Raw genomic sequence first — 17,502 nt, forward strand, 5'->3', positions numbered from 1 at the left:
TAGTTAGCGGCTCAATAGAGTCATGTAGAAATGACTAGAAATACGTGACTTCTTTCACTCGCTGTGGACGACTCTGTTGTTGATACAGTGCCCATACCCGTGAAAAATCCAGTTCTAACTCAGTGACATAATGATCGCCAGCCGGATAACTCTTTACAACCCGCGCCCCACGGATCACCCCAGAAACCGACGCTTTAACATTATCGTCCGTCAACATCCAATCACTGACACTGCTGTTTGCCGTTATTTTCTGCCCATATACTTGTTCCGCTAATTCACGGTAGGCCACAATTTTTGATGCTTGCATGGCCATCAACACTCTTTGTGATTGCTCTTTAGCCGGTTGAGTCGCTAAGGGCGCATATCCTATGGCCGTTAACTTAGGAAAACTCGGCGGCGGCACATCTTCCCATTGCACATATCTATCTTTAGCAGCGCAGCCAGTTAGCATTAGCGCCGCAATAACTAAAAGGTAGCGTTTCATTTTCCATCTCCTAAAACACGCACTTCATTCATGCCTGGACTCGCCTGACGATATAAGATGCCATTTTGTGACACAATTTGCTCCGAAGGCTGCATGTAGTTTGCCAACTCTTTTTGAGTCACAAAAGTTTGAGAGGCCGATACCACACGATTGTTACTTATGTTCACAATCCGAGTATTGATCGCCATACCATTGGTAACTGGGCTCATAGTCGAAACGACAAGATGCTCAACGGGAAGATTTTTCGACAATTGTTGCCAATCTCGCGTCAAAATAAAATCCCCATTAGCCGTCACTCTCAAGCCATCTGCTAAATTTAAATCAACCACATTAAACTGAAAGCTATGGAGCGACGTCATTAATCCTTGCTGTAACTGCTGCGCCAACGCATTTGTGCCATTCATGTCACCCACTAATACAGGGGTTGTGACCACAATAGGCTGATCTGAACGCAAAGCATCATTTTGCTTAACGAGCTCTGTCACAATTCGCTGTGCTAAATGGTTGATCACTGCCGTTGGCGGCAACCCATTGCCATCCACTAAACTCGGCTTGGGCGGTGTAACCGATTTAGCCACGCATCCACCTAACATAATCAATGTTAAGGGAATAATTACACGCTTTAGCATTGGATTTACCTCATTTGTGGGTGTACTGGCAATTAAATAACTCACACTCTATGCGTTTCATTTTTGTGAGTAACAAAAGCCAGCAATCTTCAGACCAAAATTGCTCCAGCCCGACAATATTATGCTCATACGCTGTATATCGACTGCGCCAATGGAAACTTTATCGAAAACTCTCGTTACTCAGGCATGAAATTTGCTTTGCCGGTATATTAGATTAAGTGTCAGGAAACTGGCTCGATTAGCAAGCTCGCCAATAGCTTAGCGATAAGGATTGTATTGATGCACATACCAGGTTCAGCTTCGCTCATCATTTTGAGCCTTGCACTGCTGTCTTTGCCTACTCGGGCCGAATGGATAGAAGCCAGTGGTGAAGCGACTATTATCAATGGTAATACGGCTCAAGCAAGGGAAGAAGCGATTAATCAAGCCGTTAGCTATGCTACATTAAGCACAGGCATTCAAATATCCAGTGAACAACAAACCTCTAACGGAAACCTTACACAAAATAATTTTGCGATAAATCGCAACGCCCAAGCTATCAGCATCCAACTCGTTAGCGAACGAATCCAGGGAAACAAAATTTATGTGTCCCTACGACTCGATCTAAATGATGATCCTACGCAGCAGTGTCCAAATGGACAATTAAAGGCCGCGATTCTAATCCCTCAAGCACAAATCAAAGATCGTACTCAGCTCAGATATGGGCAGCTTTCAGGTTTTGAAGAAGTTATTTCAGAAAAACTTGGTAGTGTTATAGACGATTACTCCGCCACAGGCTTTAGCCACACTCACGCTAAAGAACTGCTCGATATTAAACAAGACCTAGTGGATATTCGCGGTTATCGACTCCCAAGCTGGCTCAGTGAAATTACCGACAGCCAATATATCCTCCAACCACAAATTATGGATATCTCAATGGAGCCAGTGCAGGCAACCTTCCTAGGATTTTGGGATGAAGCTCCACTCAGGCAATTCCAGTTCAAACTTAGCCTCTATCATGGGATCAGTGGCGAAGAAGTTTGGAGTAAAAGCTACAGCACATCGGCGCCATGGGAATTTGAAGAACAAGCCATTATTGCCCCGAATACGGACAGATTCTGGCGATCATCCTATGGCAAAAATATTACTAAGTTAATGCAACAGGCTACCCATGATTTAGACAGCACACTCAATTGCAGACCCTTACTCGGCCAAGTCGTAAGCCGCCAAGCGGACAGGGTCATTTTAAATCTCGGCCGTAAACATGGCATTCGTGTTGGGGATAAATTCCAAGTCGTATTACAGCAAAACCTACCGGATAGACTCAATGAAATGCGCGCAGTCGCAACCAAAAGTCGAGCCACGGTAAAAATTGAACAAGTGAGTGAAGAAAGCTCAACAGCAGTACTTGTAGACCAAAATGCGGCCTACAATGTGCAGATAAACGACATAGCGCTTAAGATTTAAGCAACTAAATCATAAGCCTTTTAATCAGAGATAAAACCAGTATAATCACTGTCGTCTCTCTATAGCTCAACAGGATAGAGCAGCCGCCTCCTAAGCGGCCGATCGGGGTTCGAGTCCCTGTGGAGAGACCAGATAGTGACCTTGGTGATATCAAACTCCCAGAAATCTTCCGGAGAAACGGAATGACTGAGCTATTTGCGTCTAATCTCAATATTATCGTCAAGCGTTGGCCTATCGTAGCAGCTGCAATAAAATCAAGTCCATTTGATCACCTTAAAGCTCACTTAGTTATTGGAAGTAATCAAACAATCAGTGTTAATGGTATTCAATTAAGCAGCCGACACGATCGTATTGCAGAAGCCAAGCTGTACATCAATACCCTTCCAAAAGATGTAAATAGTGTGACAGTTTATGGTGTGGGTATGGGAGATGTTCCGACACTATTAATTGAAAAAAACTCGATTAATACGATTAAAGTCTGCTTGCTTAATACATCACTATTCTCATTATTGATCACCTATACAGATCAATCAGAATGGCTTAGTCATCCCAAAGTTCAACTACTCGAGCCCCAAAAACAAAATCGCCTTGATCCGGTCTATATTGCCATCACCCCAGACTTAAGTTTAGTCTCAAATGAAAATGCCAGTTTACGTGATTTGCTGGTTTACGAAAATAATATAGAATTTGTGAATAGCAAACATAAATTAGATGACCCTGTAATTAAAGCAAGATTCTCAGAGAATCTCTCTTTTCTCAAATTAGATCCTGATGCCGCAATGTTAAAATTAATACACAAGCAGCACACAGCTTTTGTCATAGGATCTGGCCCTACACTCGAGGAACATTACGGTTATCTAAAATCACAGCGTGAGCGGCCTAGCAATGATAGGCCATTGCTGATAGCAGTAGATACATCGTTCAAAGCATTAATGGGACAAGGTATTATTCCTGATATTCTCGTTAGTATCGAGCATAATATTACACAAGAGCATCTACCAGAAAGTATTCCTGAAACAGTAACGCTAGTCTATTTCCCTAGAATACCCGCGAAAGTAATTAGTTCTTGGCCTGGTCCTCGTTTTAATGCGTATTCAAAAGGGAAAATTTACGATCAGCTTCATAAAACATATCCAAAATTACGTTTATTTACTAATGGCAGCGTGATTCATCCAGCCATAGATCTTGCAGTACACTTAAATATCTGGGAAATTACATTATTCGGATGTGATTTTAGCTATCCAAATAATAAAACCCATGCATTTTGGAAGGATGGTGAAATTGGGCCTAAGGCGGGGAATGCAAAACACTGGATAATCAATGGTAGAGGCGAGCGAGTTGCAACTGATCTTAACTTTAGAGCCTACCTTAGAAACTTGGAACATTATATAGCAACTAAACCTCGTATAAAGTTTTATCAATCAAACCTATCTGGTGCGAAAATCAAAGGAACTCAATTCAAGGATTGCAAATAATGCTGCATAATAATCAAGCCTTAGACGTTCAACTAATTAATACAGCGCAACAATTCCGTTTGGGAAAAGAGGCCGAAGCCTCTAAAAGATTAAGAAATTGCATAGATTTACTTGAGTCAGAACTGAAAAAATTAAAGGATACATCAGCCATTTCTAACATAATACCATTAATGTTAGCCGCTCAAGAACGACAAGACTGGCTTGGACTTGCAGATTATTTAGAGTATGAATTAGCTTATATTCTAAACAACTAAAATCACTTTATTTTTATATATCTAACTTTGGATTAATCAACCTAATTAATTGATACCTCTTTCGCCTAATCCACTCAATCGCTCCTGCAAAAACTTTGCAGATAACTGAAGGAATTAAGCACAAAAAAAACATATAACAAAAAATAACTTTACCGCAAAGTTTTAAAACACTATTTTTATTTTCCCCCAACAATTTAAAGTTTAACCCATTTGCCCCTCGAATGTGTAACAAACTTCTCCAGCTTAATAAACCAGAGTGAGTTACTAATAATTTTTTTGCAATATCTTTACTTCTATCCGAATATACATCCGGTAAATTAGCAACGAAAGATGGCCAATTATAAAACATTATTTCAAAAAATCTTGAGGGCCATCCAACTTTTCTGACTGGCGTTTTAAGAGTTACTACACTTAAATCTCTACAAAAAAGTAAACTAAAATGATTACTTGCAATATAATCAAGCACAAAGCCGACAATACCAAAATCAGTCCCCCTATACTTTTCAAATCTAGGATGAGAAATCAACTTCCTATTAATAATGTTGCAACTAATACACGCAATGATTGGTGTCAATTCATCAATTACTAAATTTTTATTATTATAAACAATTTCAGTATTATGTCTATAACGTCCAACCAAGTTAGTTAAGATAAAGTCGTACTCGTTAGACCCAACTAATGTTCCTAAAATTCCATCTAAAACTGATGGTAATATTTCATAAGAATCACCTAGTATCCAAATATATTTTGAATTCGGCATAAAAACTGCATTTTCAATATTCTCATCTGAGGTCACAGTTTTAGTCAGAGATTTAACAAAAATAAATTCGTATTTATTTTTCCAATAAGCAATTACCTCAAGCGTATTATCTGTAGATGCATTATTAGAAATATAAAGCCCTATGTTAAATAACTTAAGTCGTTCAATATGTTTTTTTAAAAAAAAATCTACAAACTCAGCCCTATTATAAGTTGGCATAACAATAGCCAACGTTGTATTTAAACCTGGATGCATTTTCATTATTTCTCAGAACTTTTCCAAATATTTTCAGCCATTTCATTTTGAGATAAAAAAGGAGACATATCTTCTAGTGATGGCGATACTATACTTCCATCTGAAAGCTGTTTTGACGCTAACTTAGGAGAGAAAGCCTGAGTATCATCAAGAATAAGCTCACAGATAACTGGACCAGAATGAACCATCACTTGTTTAATAGTACTCTCCATAGAAGCATGATTATCACATTTAAAATAAGGTAAACCGAAACCCTTACTCAATGACTCAAATTTTGGAAATGTAACACCAGAGTTTCTACTCGCACCAACTTCAACACCATCAAAAAAGTTCTTTTGTGTTTGATAAATTGATGAGTAACCTGCATTATTTAAAATGAATATCTTAATTGGCAATTTATTACCAACGATAGTTTCAAGTTCTTGGAGATTCATCATAATACTACCATCGCCAGCAAAACAGACAATAGGCATAGCTGGAGCCCCATAAGAGGCTCCTATTGCAGCTGGTAACTCGTACCCCATAGATGCGGAGCCAGAATTTGTCCATAAACGAGTTTTAGATTTAATTACTGCAGCTTGGAAGCCAATCACGCAAGCAGACCCATTTGCGGCAACGACTATTTGGTCATCAGATAGCATCTTGAAAAACGTATCCATAAAGCAATATGGATTCACTTTAGATGAATTCCAATACTCTTTTAATACAACAGGATATCGCTTCAATCTATCTTTACACCAATCCAACCAAACTCGATGTTTAGGTTGGGCAGCAATATTCTGCTGTAAAAGAAATGGTATCAGATCAGCTAGGTCTGCTTGTATAGGTTTATCGATAATTAAACTTGGCTTTTGCATTTCCAACTCATCAATATCAACCATAATCTTATAAGCTTTAGGTGCAAATGCAGTCCAATTATAACTAATTTGCCGAATATTTAATCGGCACCCTAATATAAGAATTAAATCTGCATTTTGAATGACAAAATTACCTGAGCGATTTCCAACTGTTCCTGGTCTACCTACATATAAAGAATGTTCGTCGGGTAATAAATCATGAGCGTTCCAACCTGTAACTACTGGGACTTGAAATCTATCGATTAACTGAAGAAATGGCTCGTATGAGCGGCTAATCCTAACTCCAGAACCGGCTAAAATAACAGGCCTTTCAGACAATTCGATTGCACTAATAATTTCTGCTGACTCACTTAACAAATCCAAACTAAGCCATGGGTGCTCTAATTCTTCCGGATTAAATCCTACAAGTTCATCTGGATTAATGAATGAGCTTTGAACATCAATCGGAACATCTAACCAACAAGGGCCAGGACGTCCATGCGTTGCAAGATAAAATGCCTTTTCAAGGTGATAGCGAATTGAAGATGGATCGCTAATCATCTGTGAGTATTTAGTAATAGAGTGCACTATCTTACAAATATCAATCTCTTGATCACCATATTGTCGCAATGACATCCCAGTACTTTGAATCGTTGTTTGATACTTAACTTGCCCTGATATGACTAACATACTCAGAGAGTCTGTCCAAGCACCATGAACACCAGTAATTGCATTTGTTCCACCAGGACCAGTAGTCACATTAACAAGGGCTGGGCGATGAGTTAAGCGACTATATGACTCTGCAGCCATAGCGCAGGCTTGTTCATGATGATTAAAGATACAGTTCAAACCATTATGCCTACCAAGTGATTGATTAAGGTGCATAGCACCTCCACCAGTCACCATAAAAACCTGCTCGATTCCTAATTCAACTAATCGCTGTGCAATATAGTCCGATAATTTGATATTCATTTATATAAACTCTTTAGTAAGCGACTATTTTATTTCCTTCGAGAAGATAAGTGTTAAATTTTCGCTTGAAATTCTTTACGATGTTTAAAACTTCTTGAGGGTAAATTCCCGGCACCATTACAATCACTGCATCTACATCTGAATATTCTAATGTCTCTGGTGAAACTATTTTAGTCAACATAACAGGACTGAATAGCCCTTGCTTAAATGGAGCTGAATCAATAATAAACTCAATATTATTCAACTTACTAATAGCAAGTAAAGCTAATGTTCTGTGCCCAGCTCCCCAGACAGCAACTTTTTTCCCAACAGAGACATATTTATCGACTAGTGTATTTAATTCGGCACTTAAAGAATTTACTTCTTCCATATACGAGTCTAATCTTAATGAACTTCGTTTTCTTACAATTGCTAAAATATCATTACTATTATTAATTTCCTGACACTCGAGCACATCGAACCCATTTAATTCAAATGCTCTACGTAAAGTACTAACTGTAAAGTATACTAAATGATCAGCAACGAACTCATATAGACACTTTGATTCGAGAAGGTATGACAAATTAGGTACTGTAATATATCCTACAGCATTATCTGTTGAGTTAGTGTAAATCGAATCTATAAATTGTTTTATGTCTGGTTGATGTTCCAAATAGTTAAATGAGAAAAATACTTCTGCTTTCTTAGTTATTTTCTGATCTGGTAGATAACCACAAATCATACTTCTCTCAAAAAGAACACCCTCTTCTACGGAACTCTCTGAATATTCTATACCTTCAGCACGAAGACCAGCATCAACTATAACATCTAACATGCCACCTTTACCGCAACCTATTTCAAGCGCAGTTTTTCCTAGTAAATTGTATTTCTTAACAAAAGTTGTAATTTCATTTAACCGCGTAGTTCTAGAATGCGGTGACAAAACAGCAGCAGTAATAACTTCTCTGAAATAACTCACTGGAGCAGCTTTAAGCTGTACTAAATCACATTTATTACATTGAAAAACTGCAAGTTCGATTGGCGATTCGTTATCTAACTGCTTGCTAGTTAAAAAATGCTGCGCGGCTTTTGGAAATGGGAAAAGGGTAATTAACGCATTACCTGGAAGCTCTGCGCGACACAAACGACAGTGTTCTATTTGTTCAAAATACGTCATAACTTAGTCCTATCAAATATCTAGCTATTGATGGTCAAGACTAATCTTAGTCGATGCAATTTCTTTCCATTTTTGCTGATTCAAACCCATATTATAGGCAGGCAAACCATATTTAATGCATTTACCACAAATCTTAGCACTATTTTTATTTGAGTTAATTTGCTCCAATGTAGATTCAAGATAGTTATCAGAAACAGTAATGCCATCTCGATTAAAAACAGTACAGCAAACTGGTACCTTTAAATCCCAGTTAATATTTATCTGATTTTCTTTAAATGGACAAATTTTAGAACGATACTTAGAACTTGCCTCTAATCCCTCTTCAATATTTACTAATAGCATTGAATTCAATTTTTCTGTCTGTGGGTCATGAATTCCATCTAGATAGTCTAAGCAACGCTCAAGAGGCATAACAAGTGAGTAAGTAGTTGAAAGAGAGAATTTTAACTCTTCACAAAGCATCCGCATTTTTTCTAAATTTAATCCATTATTATCATTGTACAAATGATAATTTACATCAACAAAGGTTTTAGATTTAAACTTATCTAAATAATATCTCAAACGATACATATTTGATTTTACTAAATCAATATTTCCACCCGTATGAGTTTTTTCATATGTGTCTGGATAATAACCAGACAACGATACTTTGAGATATTCAGGTGACTGTCGAATAACGTTACCCAATAATTCATCTGAGTCGATAGATAAATTACTGGATAGTGCTACAGCTATGCCGTTTACATGTAAATATGAAATAATTTCAGGTAAATTTTTATGTAAAAATGGCTCACCCCAGCTATACAAGCTAACGTGAGTTACGATTTCGTTCTCACCAATAATCTTATCAACCACTTTTTCAAGGTTATTCAATGGCATGCGACCAATTGGCGTTTTGTCGCCATCTATACTATGTGCGCAAGATGGACACTTAAGATTACACGACCCCATAATATCAATGGTATAGAAAGACTCGCAATAATCAGAATACAAAATGTAATCATGGGCAGAAAATCCCATATCCATTAGCATTGAAATAATTTCAGACTCTTTTAATGATACAGCAATAACAATAGCTAAATTTTCATACTCTTTTTTCATCGTAGCCAAAACATCTGGTGAGCTAACTAATACGTCATTGACTAATTTATTCTGCAATGCAAGATCTGAGTCAATAAACCGGACAATATTAAGTGAGTTTGCAAGAGAAAAACGTAAGAACCCCATACCCGTCATTCTAGCGCCCCATATCACGATTGGACGTTTTTCTAACTGAACCAGTAAACTCACTTTTGATTTTATCATTTGAGCTGTTCCATCTCGATGATTTTTTGACAAATTTGATTTTTTTGAGGATGCTTTTCATACCATTTATAAAGGTTTGAAATTGAATCTTTAAATGGAGTAATTTTTAAGGGGCCAAATTCACTCACATAACGTGAGTTGTTTCCTGAATATTCACCTCTGCTCCCCTCCTGCTTTACAAATACTGCAGAATCTGTATTACCGACTTCATTAATGATTTCGGCGAGCTTAAACAAAGATATCGAATAACCGCTACATATATTATAATTCCTATAAACAAATTCTGATTTAAAAAATATTTCAGCAGCCAACAAAAAATCATCTACATAAAGATAATCAAAAAACATATCTTGATTAATAGAAACTTCTAATCCAGAAAGTATTCTACAGATATTGTTAGAAATAAACCTACGAGAATAATCCTCATACTTACCAAATATTCCAAACACTCGCAAATTAACAATGTTATTAGAAAACTTTTCAACATCATTTGAAATAACAAATTTTGACAACCCATATGTATCTGATGGGATATGCTTACCAAAATATTCCTCACTCATCATAGGTTCGTAATTTTTCATATCATATTCTGCACCTGAACCTATTGTAATCATCCGACCAAAAAGATGTGAACATCGGGCTAAGTTAAAATATAAAATCAAATTTTCATTTAATGAGTTGATATTTACAGCACTCATTAAGACAACATCTGGGCATAAATTCGCTAGATATTTTTCTACAGCACACGTATCAAGTAAATTCAACTCATGTCTTTTTGGTGAGTATACTTCATAACCTTTCGCAGAATAATATTCCACTGCGTTTTTACCAATAAAACCATTGGATCCCAACACCAGTAATTTTATACCAACAGACATTTCACTCACCTATAGTTAATTATAATATTTCTTTTATTTTCCACTCATTAGACTGTATCCACTCATTATCATCAAGTGATTCATCTAATGCATTTAACGCTGCTAAAACTTTTTCCTTATGTGGATCAAGATCCTCATCAACACAAACCATAGGAGCAGAACAGTTATTACAAAAATTAATCTGCTCTCTTCGTCCTTTTAGCATAGCAACTCGTAATTGATGTAGAGACTTTCCTTCCCATATTTCTTTTACACTTTGTTCATTTACATTGCCAATGACAACCTTTCTTGGCCAATCCAAAGTACAAGGACTAGTTTGACCATCACAATTAAAATGCAAATACATGAATGTGAACGGACAAATATCTTTATATTTTTTTATTTTTTGATTATACATCCCCGTTTTAGCAACTTCATTTTGCTTATCGAGTTGTGTTTCTGCCCATTGAGGTACTATTTTCTCTATGAAAATTTCATCGCAAATACCACCAAAAGTATCAAAAAAATATTGACGTTCTGTTTCATCTAGAATGAATGTTGTGTTATTACCTTTATCAAGAGCACTTGTTTGGTCCGCGATTTTCACATAAATAGTAAGTTCAGGCCCTTTAATGCTATGAAGATGTCTTACACCTTCAACTATCTCATTAAAATTCTGCTTTACACCGGCAACCTGCATGTATCTTTCATCACTTAAACCTTCAATTGATACATTAATACGTTGTAATCCAGCATCCACTAGTGCACGGTTTAACTCAGGTGTTAACTTCGAACCATTAGTAAAAACTTCGATAATTTCTGCAACATTTTTTTCTTTAGCATACTTAATCATTTCAGGAAGATCTTGGTGTAATGTAGGTTCCCCATGATTACCAATTTTAATTTTTTTAATCTTTTCAGGGAATTCAGCAAGATCATTAACAATCTTCTTGAACATTTCCACGCTCATTTTCCCACGCTTCAAGTCAACCTTTTTCATTGCTCTATTGTCGGCTTGAAAACAAAAACTACAGCGGTAATTGCAAATACTTGACACATCTATATGAACTGAAAATGGTGTTTTTAAAGGTACTCTATCTTCAATGGGTACTTTTACCGCTGAATATATTCGCGGTTGTACTTTGGCGACAATCTCATCGTTAGTCATAGTTGGGTCCTATATACACGAAATAGTTTTAAAGCTAAACGGACGCATAGCTAAGAGCTGCGACATATCATTGATATCACAATATATATCTCCTCTTGCTACACCATCATCATAGCCCGAGCTGAAAAAAATAAAGGGCACATTGGCCGCCTTAGCCGCTTTTTGATCAATGGTGGTATCCCCAACTAATAATGCACTAGCAGGTTCTAGGCCAAGTTGTTGTAACACTCTTAAGACAGGTTCAGCATTCGGTTTCGCTATATGATCAGGCCTACCTGATATAACAACGTCAAAATACTCTGCAATTTCAGTTTCAAGTAAAACTTTATCACAGAGCGCTGAAGGTTTATTTGTGCATACAGCTAACTTAAAACCAATTTTTTTCAAAAACTTGAGTGTTGCTTCTACATTTGGATAGAGAGAAGATTTCGGTGTTGATATCAATTTATAACGGTCCCGAAACTCTGCAACAAGACATGTAACGGGTTCAATTGACTGAGGAAGTGCCAAGGATAAAATCCTATCGGCTCCATGACCCATCTCCTGCAATAGACTATCTTGGTTTAAAGGCTTAAGATCACGAACTCGACGCATTTCATTAATAACTTGCGTCACTTCTCTGGCACTATCAACCAAAGTTCCATCAAGATCGAAAATAACTAACTGAATAGACATCTAATTAGCCAACTTCTTGCCGAAGTTGTAATACTCGAGTAGATAGCAATTCCAGCCGAGTTTCATCTTCTTTAGCAATACATGCATAGTAATTATGCTTATTCTGAAGCCATAACAGTTCAAACTCAACAGCTAATAGCAACCCCTTTCTGAGCTTAGCCATGGACAAAGCATCTGCATTGAAAATGATTTTCCTTGTTTCAAAACGAGTTAGATACGTTGCCTTTAGAGCTTGCAAAAAATCGATTGCATCTAATGACACACCACCACCAACTACAAACTCAATACCTGCTAACTTACATTGTCGAGCAACCTCGAGACAATATTCAAGAATTTTGTCAGAATTAACATCACCACGCTTCATTCCATTTGATTGAGTAAAATCAACACGGCCAAAGACAATTCCAGGTTTAGTCGCAGATGAAACTATCACATCAATAATTTGCGCTAGGTTGTTAAATGTTGTCTTTGTCTCAACATTGAATAAGAATGAAGTATCCTCGAGTTCGTCCTTTGTAAACGCAGTTTCATATGCTCCTATATATTTGCTTAATGCATAAGGCGTTTCAACCATAGGCGCAACAACGTAATCAGCTCCGAATTGTTTTGCTTCAAATAAATCGCGAATTGCCTCAGCGCCGCCAATTTTTAGTGCTACATCTAAGCCTGCTCTGCGAGTGATCTCTAACAAACGTAAAAACTCATCACTTCGAGTACCTTCTGCCTCAAATTCTGCTTTAACGGCAACGACACCATGGTTATCTTTGAGTTGCTTAAGAATATTAAGCATTTCTCTTTCTAAAGTATTAATAGTCCTTCTCCTTTCTCAAGCTACCCTATAAATCAGCACGCAAGCATTAACACACTTGTATCGACCTGATTACAAAAAAACTAAAGTCTTTTTTCTTTTAAGAAAAAATCTTCAAAAGATTCAATTACATAATCTAGCATTTCCGTTGTTAACGCTGGTTGGACACCAATCCAAAATGAGCTTTCCATCACTAAATCAGTCGTATTAAGACGACCTGAGACTCGATATTTTTTATCTTTCATGTAGGGCTGACGAGTTACATTGCCAGCAAATAAAAGTCTGGTACCTATTCGCCGAGATTCCAAAAACTGAAGTAATGTTAAGCGTTCGATGCCCTTATCACGTTTTAATGTTAATGGAAAACCAAACCAAGAGGGTGATGACTTCGGCGTTGCTTCAGGTAAGATAAGGTATTCTTCACAAGATTTTAAGCCCGTCTTTAGATACTCAAAATTGCGTTTTCTAGCCATAATAAACTCAGCTAAATGACCTAATTGTGCTAAACCACAGGCCGCTTGCATATCAGTAATCTTTAAGTTGTAACCTACGTGGCTATAAATATACTTGTGGTCATAACCTTGAGGTAAACTCCCTAGCTTCCAACAGTAACGTTTATTGCAGGTATTATCTTTTCCTGGAGCACAATAACAATCCCGTCCCCAATCGCGAAATGACTCTACAGTACTCTTTAGAAGCGCACTATCCGTAAATACAGCCCCACCTTCACCCATTGTAATATGATGTGCAGGATAAAAACTCAATGTCCCCAAATCACCAAAAGTGCCAACCAAACGCTCCACGCCAGATTCAATACGTGTATTACGTCCTTTAGAATAAGCCAATGATGGTTGATAAGTCGATCCTAATGCATCGCAGCAATCTTCAATTACCCATAGATTATATTTTTTAGCCAAATGCATAATCACATCAATATCAAATGGATTACCTAAAGTATGAGCTAACATAATGGCTTTGGTTTTTTTACTGATAGCTTCTTCGATTAAATCAGGATTAATATTATATGTTGGCAGCATAACATCAACGAACACTGGTATTAATCCATATTGAATTAATGGATTAACCGTTGTAGGAAAGCCTGCAGCAACTGTAATAACTTCATCACCAGGTAATAATGCTCTGTCACCTAAGCGTGATGAAGTTAATGCTGCTAACGCTAATAAATTTGCTGAAGAACCTGAATTAGTCGTTAAGACATTTTTTATATCTAGTATTGATGACAAATCAGTTTCAAAAGTGTCATTAAATCTGCCTGTTGTTAACCATCCATCAAGTGATGCTTCAACCATGTTGGAGTATTCATCAACCCCAATAAGCTTTCCAGAAGGTGGAATAGGCGTATCACCACCATAAAATTTTTGGGGTATGGCTTTAATTGCAGCATACTCTTTGACCAAATCAGCGATATCTTTTCTAATTTTTGTCAATTTTTTAGAAGTATCAGTCAAGCTAATCACCTTTATCATTCAAATATTCATGAATCTGTGTTTGGGTTATTGATGCCATATTCTTACCTTGATAAAACCCACTGTACCACTCTATCGTTTTCTCAATGGCCAGTTCAATTTCCCACTTAGATTGCCAATTTAAAATACTGCGTGACTTAGATGTATCTAACTTAAGAAAATGAGCTTCGTGTGGAGCATTAATTTGAGGTTCACTTTTGACATATGCACCATCTCCCCAGTTTTTTGCTAGCTGTTGCGCTACCCATTCAACAGTTTTTGCATCGGTTTCTGCTGGACCAAAATTCCAAGCGTAAGAAGTTTCATCAGGATTCCCATCACGACTCAAAAGGTAATTGATCAGTTCTAAGTAACCAGATAAAGGTTCCAAAACATGTTGCCACGGACGGATAGCACTCGGATTTCGAATACTTGCTATCTGTTGTAAACTGAAAGCTTGAACTAGATCTGGCACTAATCGATCTTCAGACCAATCACCACCACCAATAACGTTTCCCGCTCTTGCTGAAGCCACGATCACTCCAGATTGACTTAAATAAGAATTACGGTAACAACTGGTAACTAACTCTGAACATGCTTTGCTACTACTGTAAGGATCTAATCCACCAAGGGAATCACTTTCTCGATATCCCCAATGCCATTCCCTGTTTTGATAGCACTTATCGGAAGTTACATTGAGGACACATTTAACACTCTCTGTTAATCGTATTGCTTCAAAAACATTAATAAGACCCATTACATTAGTGCTATAAGTTTCAACAGGATGGTCATAACTATGACGAACTAATGCTTGCGCTGCCATGTGAATGACAATCTCAGGTTGATGATCGATTAACACTCTTTTTATAGTATCAAAGTCTCGGATGTCACCAATAATAGACTCAATATTCGCATTGATATTTAACAAGGTAAACATATTAGGCTGGGTTAAAGGGGCAAGAGAGAAACCAATGACTTCTGCACCATAATGTTTAAGCAGACAACAAAGCCAACTCCCCTTAAACCCAGTATGTCCTGTGATTAAGATTTTTTTTCCCTTAAAAAATTGCTGATTTGTTACCATATCTTCCACGGTGCCTGATTATTCTGCCACATTTCCTGAAGGTATTTCTGATCTCTAAGTGTGTCCATGGGTTGCCAGAAACCATTATGTTTAAACACTGCGAGATTATTTTCCTCTGCAAGCATTTGTACAGGTCCCTCTTCCCAACTAGTGTTATCACCCTCAATATAATTTAATACTTCAGGAGATAAAACAAAAAAACCACCATTAATCAGAGAACTATCATCCTTTGGTTTTTCTTTAAAGGTCGTTACAAGGTCACCAGAAATATTGAGCGCTCCAAAACGGCCTGGGGCTTGAGTTGCAGTTAAAGTCGCTTTCACTTTTTTAGCCATATGAAAATCAATTACATTCTGGATATTAACATCGCAGAGCCCATCACCATATGTAAAACAAAAAGCTGATTCTCCTTCAATATATTCGGCTACTCGTTTTAATCGTCCTCCAGTCATAGTCTCTTGACCTGTATCGACTAAGGTTACCCTCCAAGGCTCAACCATCTGATGATGTACTTCCATCTTATTATTTCGCATATCAAAGGTCACATCGGACATATGAAGAAAATAATTTGCAAAATACTCTTTAATTACATATCCCTTGTACCCACAACAAATTATAAAGTCATTAATACCATAAGCGGAATATAGCTTCATTATATGCCATAAAATCGGTTTACCACCAATTTCAATCATCGGTTTTGGTTTGAACAAAGTTTCTTCAGAAATACGTGTTCCATATCCACCAGCCAAAATAACCGCTTTCATAACTTAATTCCTTATTTCACTAACCTAATTTTGACAAGGCTTATGTATATTAACTTCTTTTGTAAAGTCGTAATTCTGAATGAAATTTATCAATTGTTTGAAAACCAAAAGGTAATACATTTGTGGCAATAAGCTCGTACTCAGGTAAGAATTTATCATAATCATCTCCCAAGATAGGCACTTTAACACCAACATGAGAGTGGTCTTTTGCGACCTGTTTTCCTTCGCGAAGATTACGCAATAGCACGTATTTACTTTTTAACCGTGTTACATGTTGCAGATAATTTTGTACTATTTCAGGCTCCATTTCTTGGAAGGAGATAAAATTCACAAAAAGATCAATTTCGCCAGTGAGTTCAGGTAACTGCCAAGGACACATGACTACGGCACTAAACTCAGTACGTAGTGTATCAATATTCAAATCTGGGTAAATTTGTAACTGGGCATAATCTGCCACAAGATGTGCACCCAATACCTGTTTTAAATAATAACTGGAAAAGAGACAGGTCGGAGGAATATCTACGTTTATATAAAAAGTCTCATTTCTGCTATCACTTAGTAGAATCTCACCGAGTGAACCGAAACCACCACCGATTTCTAAGACAGTTTTGACCGAAATATCTTGTATATGTTGCTTAAGAAAATTTAATCCTAGTAGATAATTTAAACTAGAGCGACTATAAAAATGTCCATCAAACTCAAACTGTTCTAATGGGTTGCCTACATGGCTTTCACTGAAATTTTGTGTAAACGGGGCACGTAACTGCTCACTCGCTTTATACACTCGATAGTCACTTTTAGCATGAGTTTCACCCGATAAAAACTCCGTCATTGACATCATGGCGCGCCGGTCATTTTGAAGGACGCCATCACAAACAGTTAACATATTTTGATAACGTTCTGGCTGTAAAACCCAGCCATGAAATAAATATGTTGGAACGAAATAGCCTAGGGCGCTATTTAGCGTTCGAAAATTTTCAATCCCGTAATCGGCTAGATCCTGCTGCAAGCTCTTTGCACCATGTTGCCAGAAGTGACTTGGCTGATAACTGGGATCCGCATTACGCATGTCTGATATCATGGCGTTAACTTGCTCTTTCCACATATA

17 protein-coding genes and 1 tRNA gene are annotated in these 17,502 nt (G+C 37.2%); 4 read left to right on the forward strand and 14 right to left on the reverse strand.

Features of this window, described 5'->3' with window-relative positions; all coding sequences use genetic code 11:
- Window positions 1–34: 34 nt before the first annotated feature.
- Together Q4Q49_RS06955 and Q4Q49_RS06960 are read right to left on the reverse strand one after the other, a co-directional pair.
- Entirely contained in the window at window positions 35–484 is a 450-nt protein-coding gene (locus Q4Q49_RS06955) for an LPP20 family lipoprotein (RefSeq protein WP_107948434.1), read from the reverse strand.
- The gene (locus Q4Q49_RS06960) at window positions 481–1,113 is read right to left on the reverse strand and encodes a FlgO family outer membrane protein (protein WP_311998974.1); all 633 of its coding nucleotides are present in this window, start codon (window positions 1,111–1,113) and stop codon (window positions 481–483) included. The genes Q4Q49_RS06955 and Q4Q49_RS06960 overlap by 4 nt, the downstream gene beginning before the upstream one ends.
- A gap of 279 nt (window positions 1,114–1,392) precedes the next feature.
- Here Q4Q49_RS06960 and Q4Q49_RS06965 point away from each other — a divergent pair, with 279 nt between their 5' ends.
- The 4 genes from Q4Q49_RS06965 (at window position 1,393) to Q4Q49_RS06980 (ending at window position 4,288) form a co-directional block, all read left to right on the forward strand.
- Window positions 1,393–2,559, forward strand: a complete 1,167-nt coding sequence (locus Q4Q49_RS06965) for a flagellar assembly protein FlgT (protein WP_311998975.1) — start codon at window positions 1,393–1,395, stop codon at window positions 2,557–2,559.
- A gap of 55 nt (window positions 2,560–2,614) precedes the next feature.
- Window positions 2,615–2,690, forward strand: a tRNA-Arg gene (locus Q4Q49_RS06970).
- A 51-nt stretch (window positions 2,691–2,741) separates the two neighbouring features.
- Entirely contained in the window at window positions 2,742–4,034 is a 1,293-nt protein-coding gene (locus tag Q4Q49_RS06975) for a 6-hydroxymethylpterin diphosphokinase MptE-like protein (RefSeq protein WP_311890022.1), read from the forward strand.
- Window positions 4,034–4,288, forward strand: a complete 255-nt coding sequence (locus Q4Q49_RS06980; protein WP_263196067.1) for a hypothetical protein — start codon at window positions 4,034–4,036, stop codon at window positions 4,286–4,288. The genes Q4Q49_RS06975 and Q4Q49_RS06980 overlap by 1 nt, the downstream gene beginning before the upstream one ends.
- A 13-nt stretch (window positions 4,289–4,301) precedes the next feature.
- On the opposite strand, the gene Q4Q49_RS06985 is transcribed toward Q4Q49_RS06980, so the two are convergent.
- The 12 genes from Q4Q49_RS06985 to Q4Q49_RS07040 form a co-directional block, all read right to left on the reverse strand.
- Window positions 4,302–5,309 carry a glycosyltransferase family 2 protein gene (locus tag Q4Q49_RS06985; protein ID WP_311890023.1) on the reverse strand — a complete coding sequence of 336 codons (1,008 nt, stop codon included), beginning with the start codon at window positions 5,307–5,309 and terminating at the stop codon, window positions 4,302–4,304.
- Window positions 5,309–7,111, reverse strand: coding sequence for a thiamine pyrophosphate-binding protein (locus tag Q4Q49_RS06990; RefSeq protein ID WP_311988504.1), 1,803 nt, complete (start codon window positions 7,109–7,111; stop codon window positions 5,309–5,311). The genes Q4Q49_RS06985 and Q4Q49_RS06990 overlap by 1 nt, the downstream gene beginning before the upstream one ends.
- Before the next feature lie 13 nt (window positions 7,112–7,124).
- On the reverse strand, window positions 7,125–8,267 hold the full coding sequence (locus tag Q4Q49_RS06995; RefSeq protein ID WP_311998976.1) for a class I SAM-dependent methyltransferase: 1,143 nt from the start codon (window positions 8,265–8,267) through the stop codon (window positions 7,125–7,127).
- 24 nt (window positions 8,268–8,291) lie between these two features.
- On the reverse strand, window positions 8,292–9,572 hold the full coding sequence (locus Q4Q49_RS07000) for a radical SAM protein (RefSeq protein WP_311998977.1): 1,281 nt from the start codon (window positions 9,570–9,572) through the stop codon (window positions 8,292–8,294).
- Window positions 9,569–10,450: an NAD(P)-dependent oxidoreductase gene (locus tag Q4Q49_RS07005; protein ID WP_311890027.1), complete on the reverse strand. Its 882-nt coding sequence runs from the start codon at window positions 10,448–10,450 to the stop codon at window positions 9,569–9,571. The genes Q4Q49_RS07000 and Q4Q49_RS07005 overlap by 4 nt, the downstream gene beginning before the upstream one ends.
- Before the next feature lie 19 nt (window positions 10,451–10,469).
- On the reverse strand, window positions 10,470–11,597 hold the full coding sequence (locus tag Q4Q49_RS07010) for a radical SAM/SPASM domain-containing protein (RefSeq protein ID WP_311890028.1): 1,128 nt from the start codon (window positions 11,595–11,597) through the stop codon (window positions 10,470–10,472).
- Window positions 11,598–11,606: 9 nt separating this feature from the next.
- Entirely contained in the window at window positions 11,607–12,272 is a 666-nt protein-coding gene (locus Q4Q49_RS07015) for an HAD family hydrolase (RefSeq protein WP_263196074.1), read from the reverse strand.
- 4 nt (window positions 12,273–12,276) lie between these two features.
- Complete coding sequence (locus tag Q4Q49_RS07020) at window positions 12,277–13,062, reverse strand: aldolase/citrate lyase family protein (protein WP_263196075.1); 786 nt, start codon at window positions 13,060–13,062, stop codon at window positions 12,277–12,279.
- Window positions 13,063–13,163: 101 nt separating this feature from the next.
- Window positions 13,164–14,549 (reverse strand): lipopolysaccharide biosynthesis protein RfbH, encoded by a 1,386-nt coding sequence (rfbH, locus tag Q4Q49_RS07025; protein ID WP_263196076.1) that lies wholly within the window; start codon window positions 14,547–14,549, stop codon window positions 13,164–13,166.
- 1 nt (window position 14,550) lies between these two features.
- Window positions 14,551–15,630: a CDP-glucose 4,6-dehydratase gene (gene rfbG / locus Q4Q49_RS07030; protein WP_263196119.1), complete on the reverse strand. Its 1,080-nt coding sequence runs from the start codon at window positions 15,628–15,630 to the stop codon at window positions 14,551–14,553.
- The gene (gene rfbF / locus Q4Q49_RS07035; RefSeq protein WP_263196077.1) at window positions 15,624–16,394 is read right to left on the reverse strand and encodes a glucose-1-phosphate cytidylyltransferase; all 771 of its coding nucleotides are present in this window, start codon (window positions 16,392–16,394) and stop codon (window positions 15,624–15,626) included. The genes rfbG and rfbF overlap by 7 nt, the downstream gene beginning before the upstream one ends.
- A gap of 49 nt (window positions 16,395–16,443) precedes the next feature.
- On the reverse strand, window positions 16,444–17,499 hold the full coding sequence (locus Q4Q49_RS07040; RefSeq protein WP_311998978.1) for a putative sugar O-methyltransferase: 1,056 nt from the start codon (window positions 17,497–17,499) through the stop codon (window positions 16,444–16,446).
- Window positions 17,500–17,502 lie beyond the last annotated feature (3 nt).

It is taken from the genome of Shewanella sp. SP1S1-7 (assembly GCF_031932105.1).
GTDB lineage: Bacteria > Pseudomonadota > Gammaproteobacteria > Enterobacterales > Shewanellaceae > Shewanella > Shewanella baltica.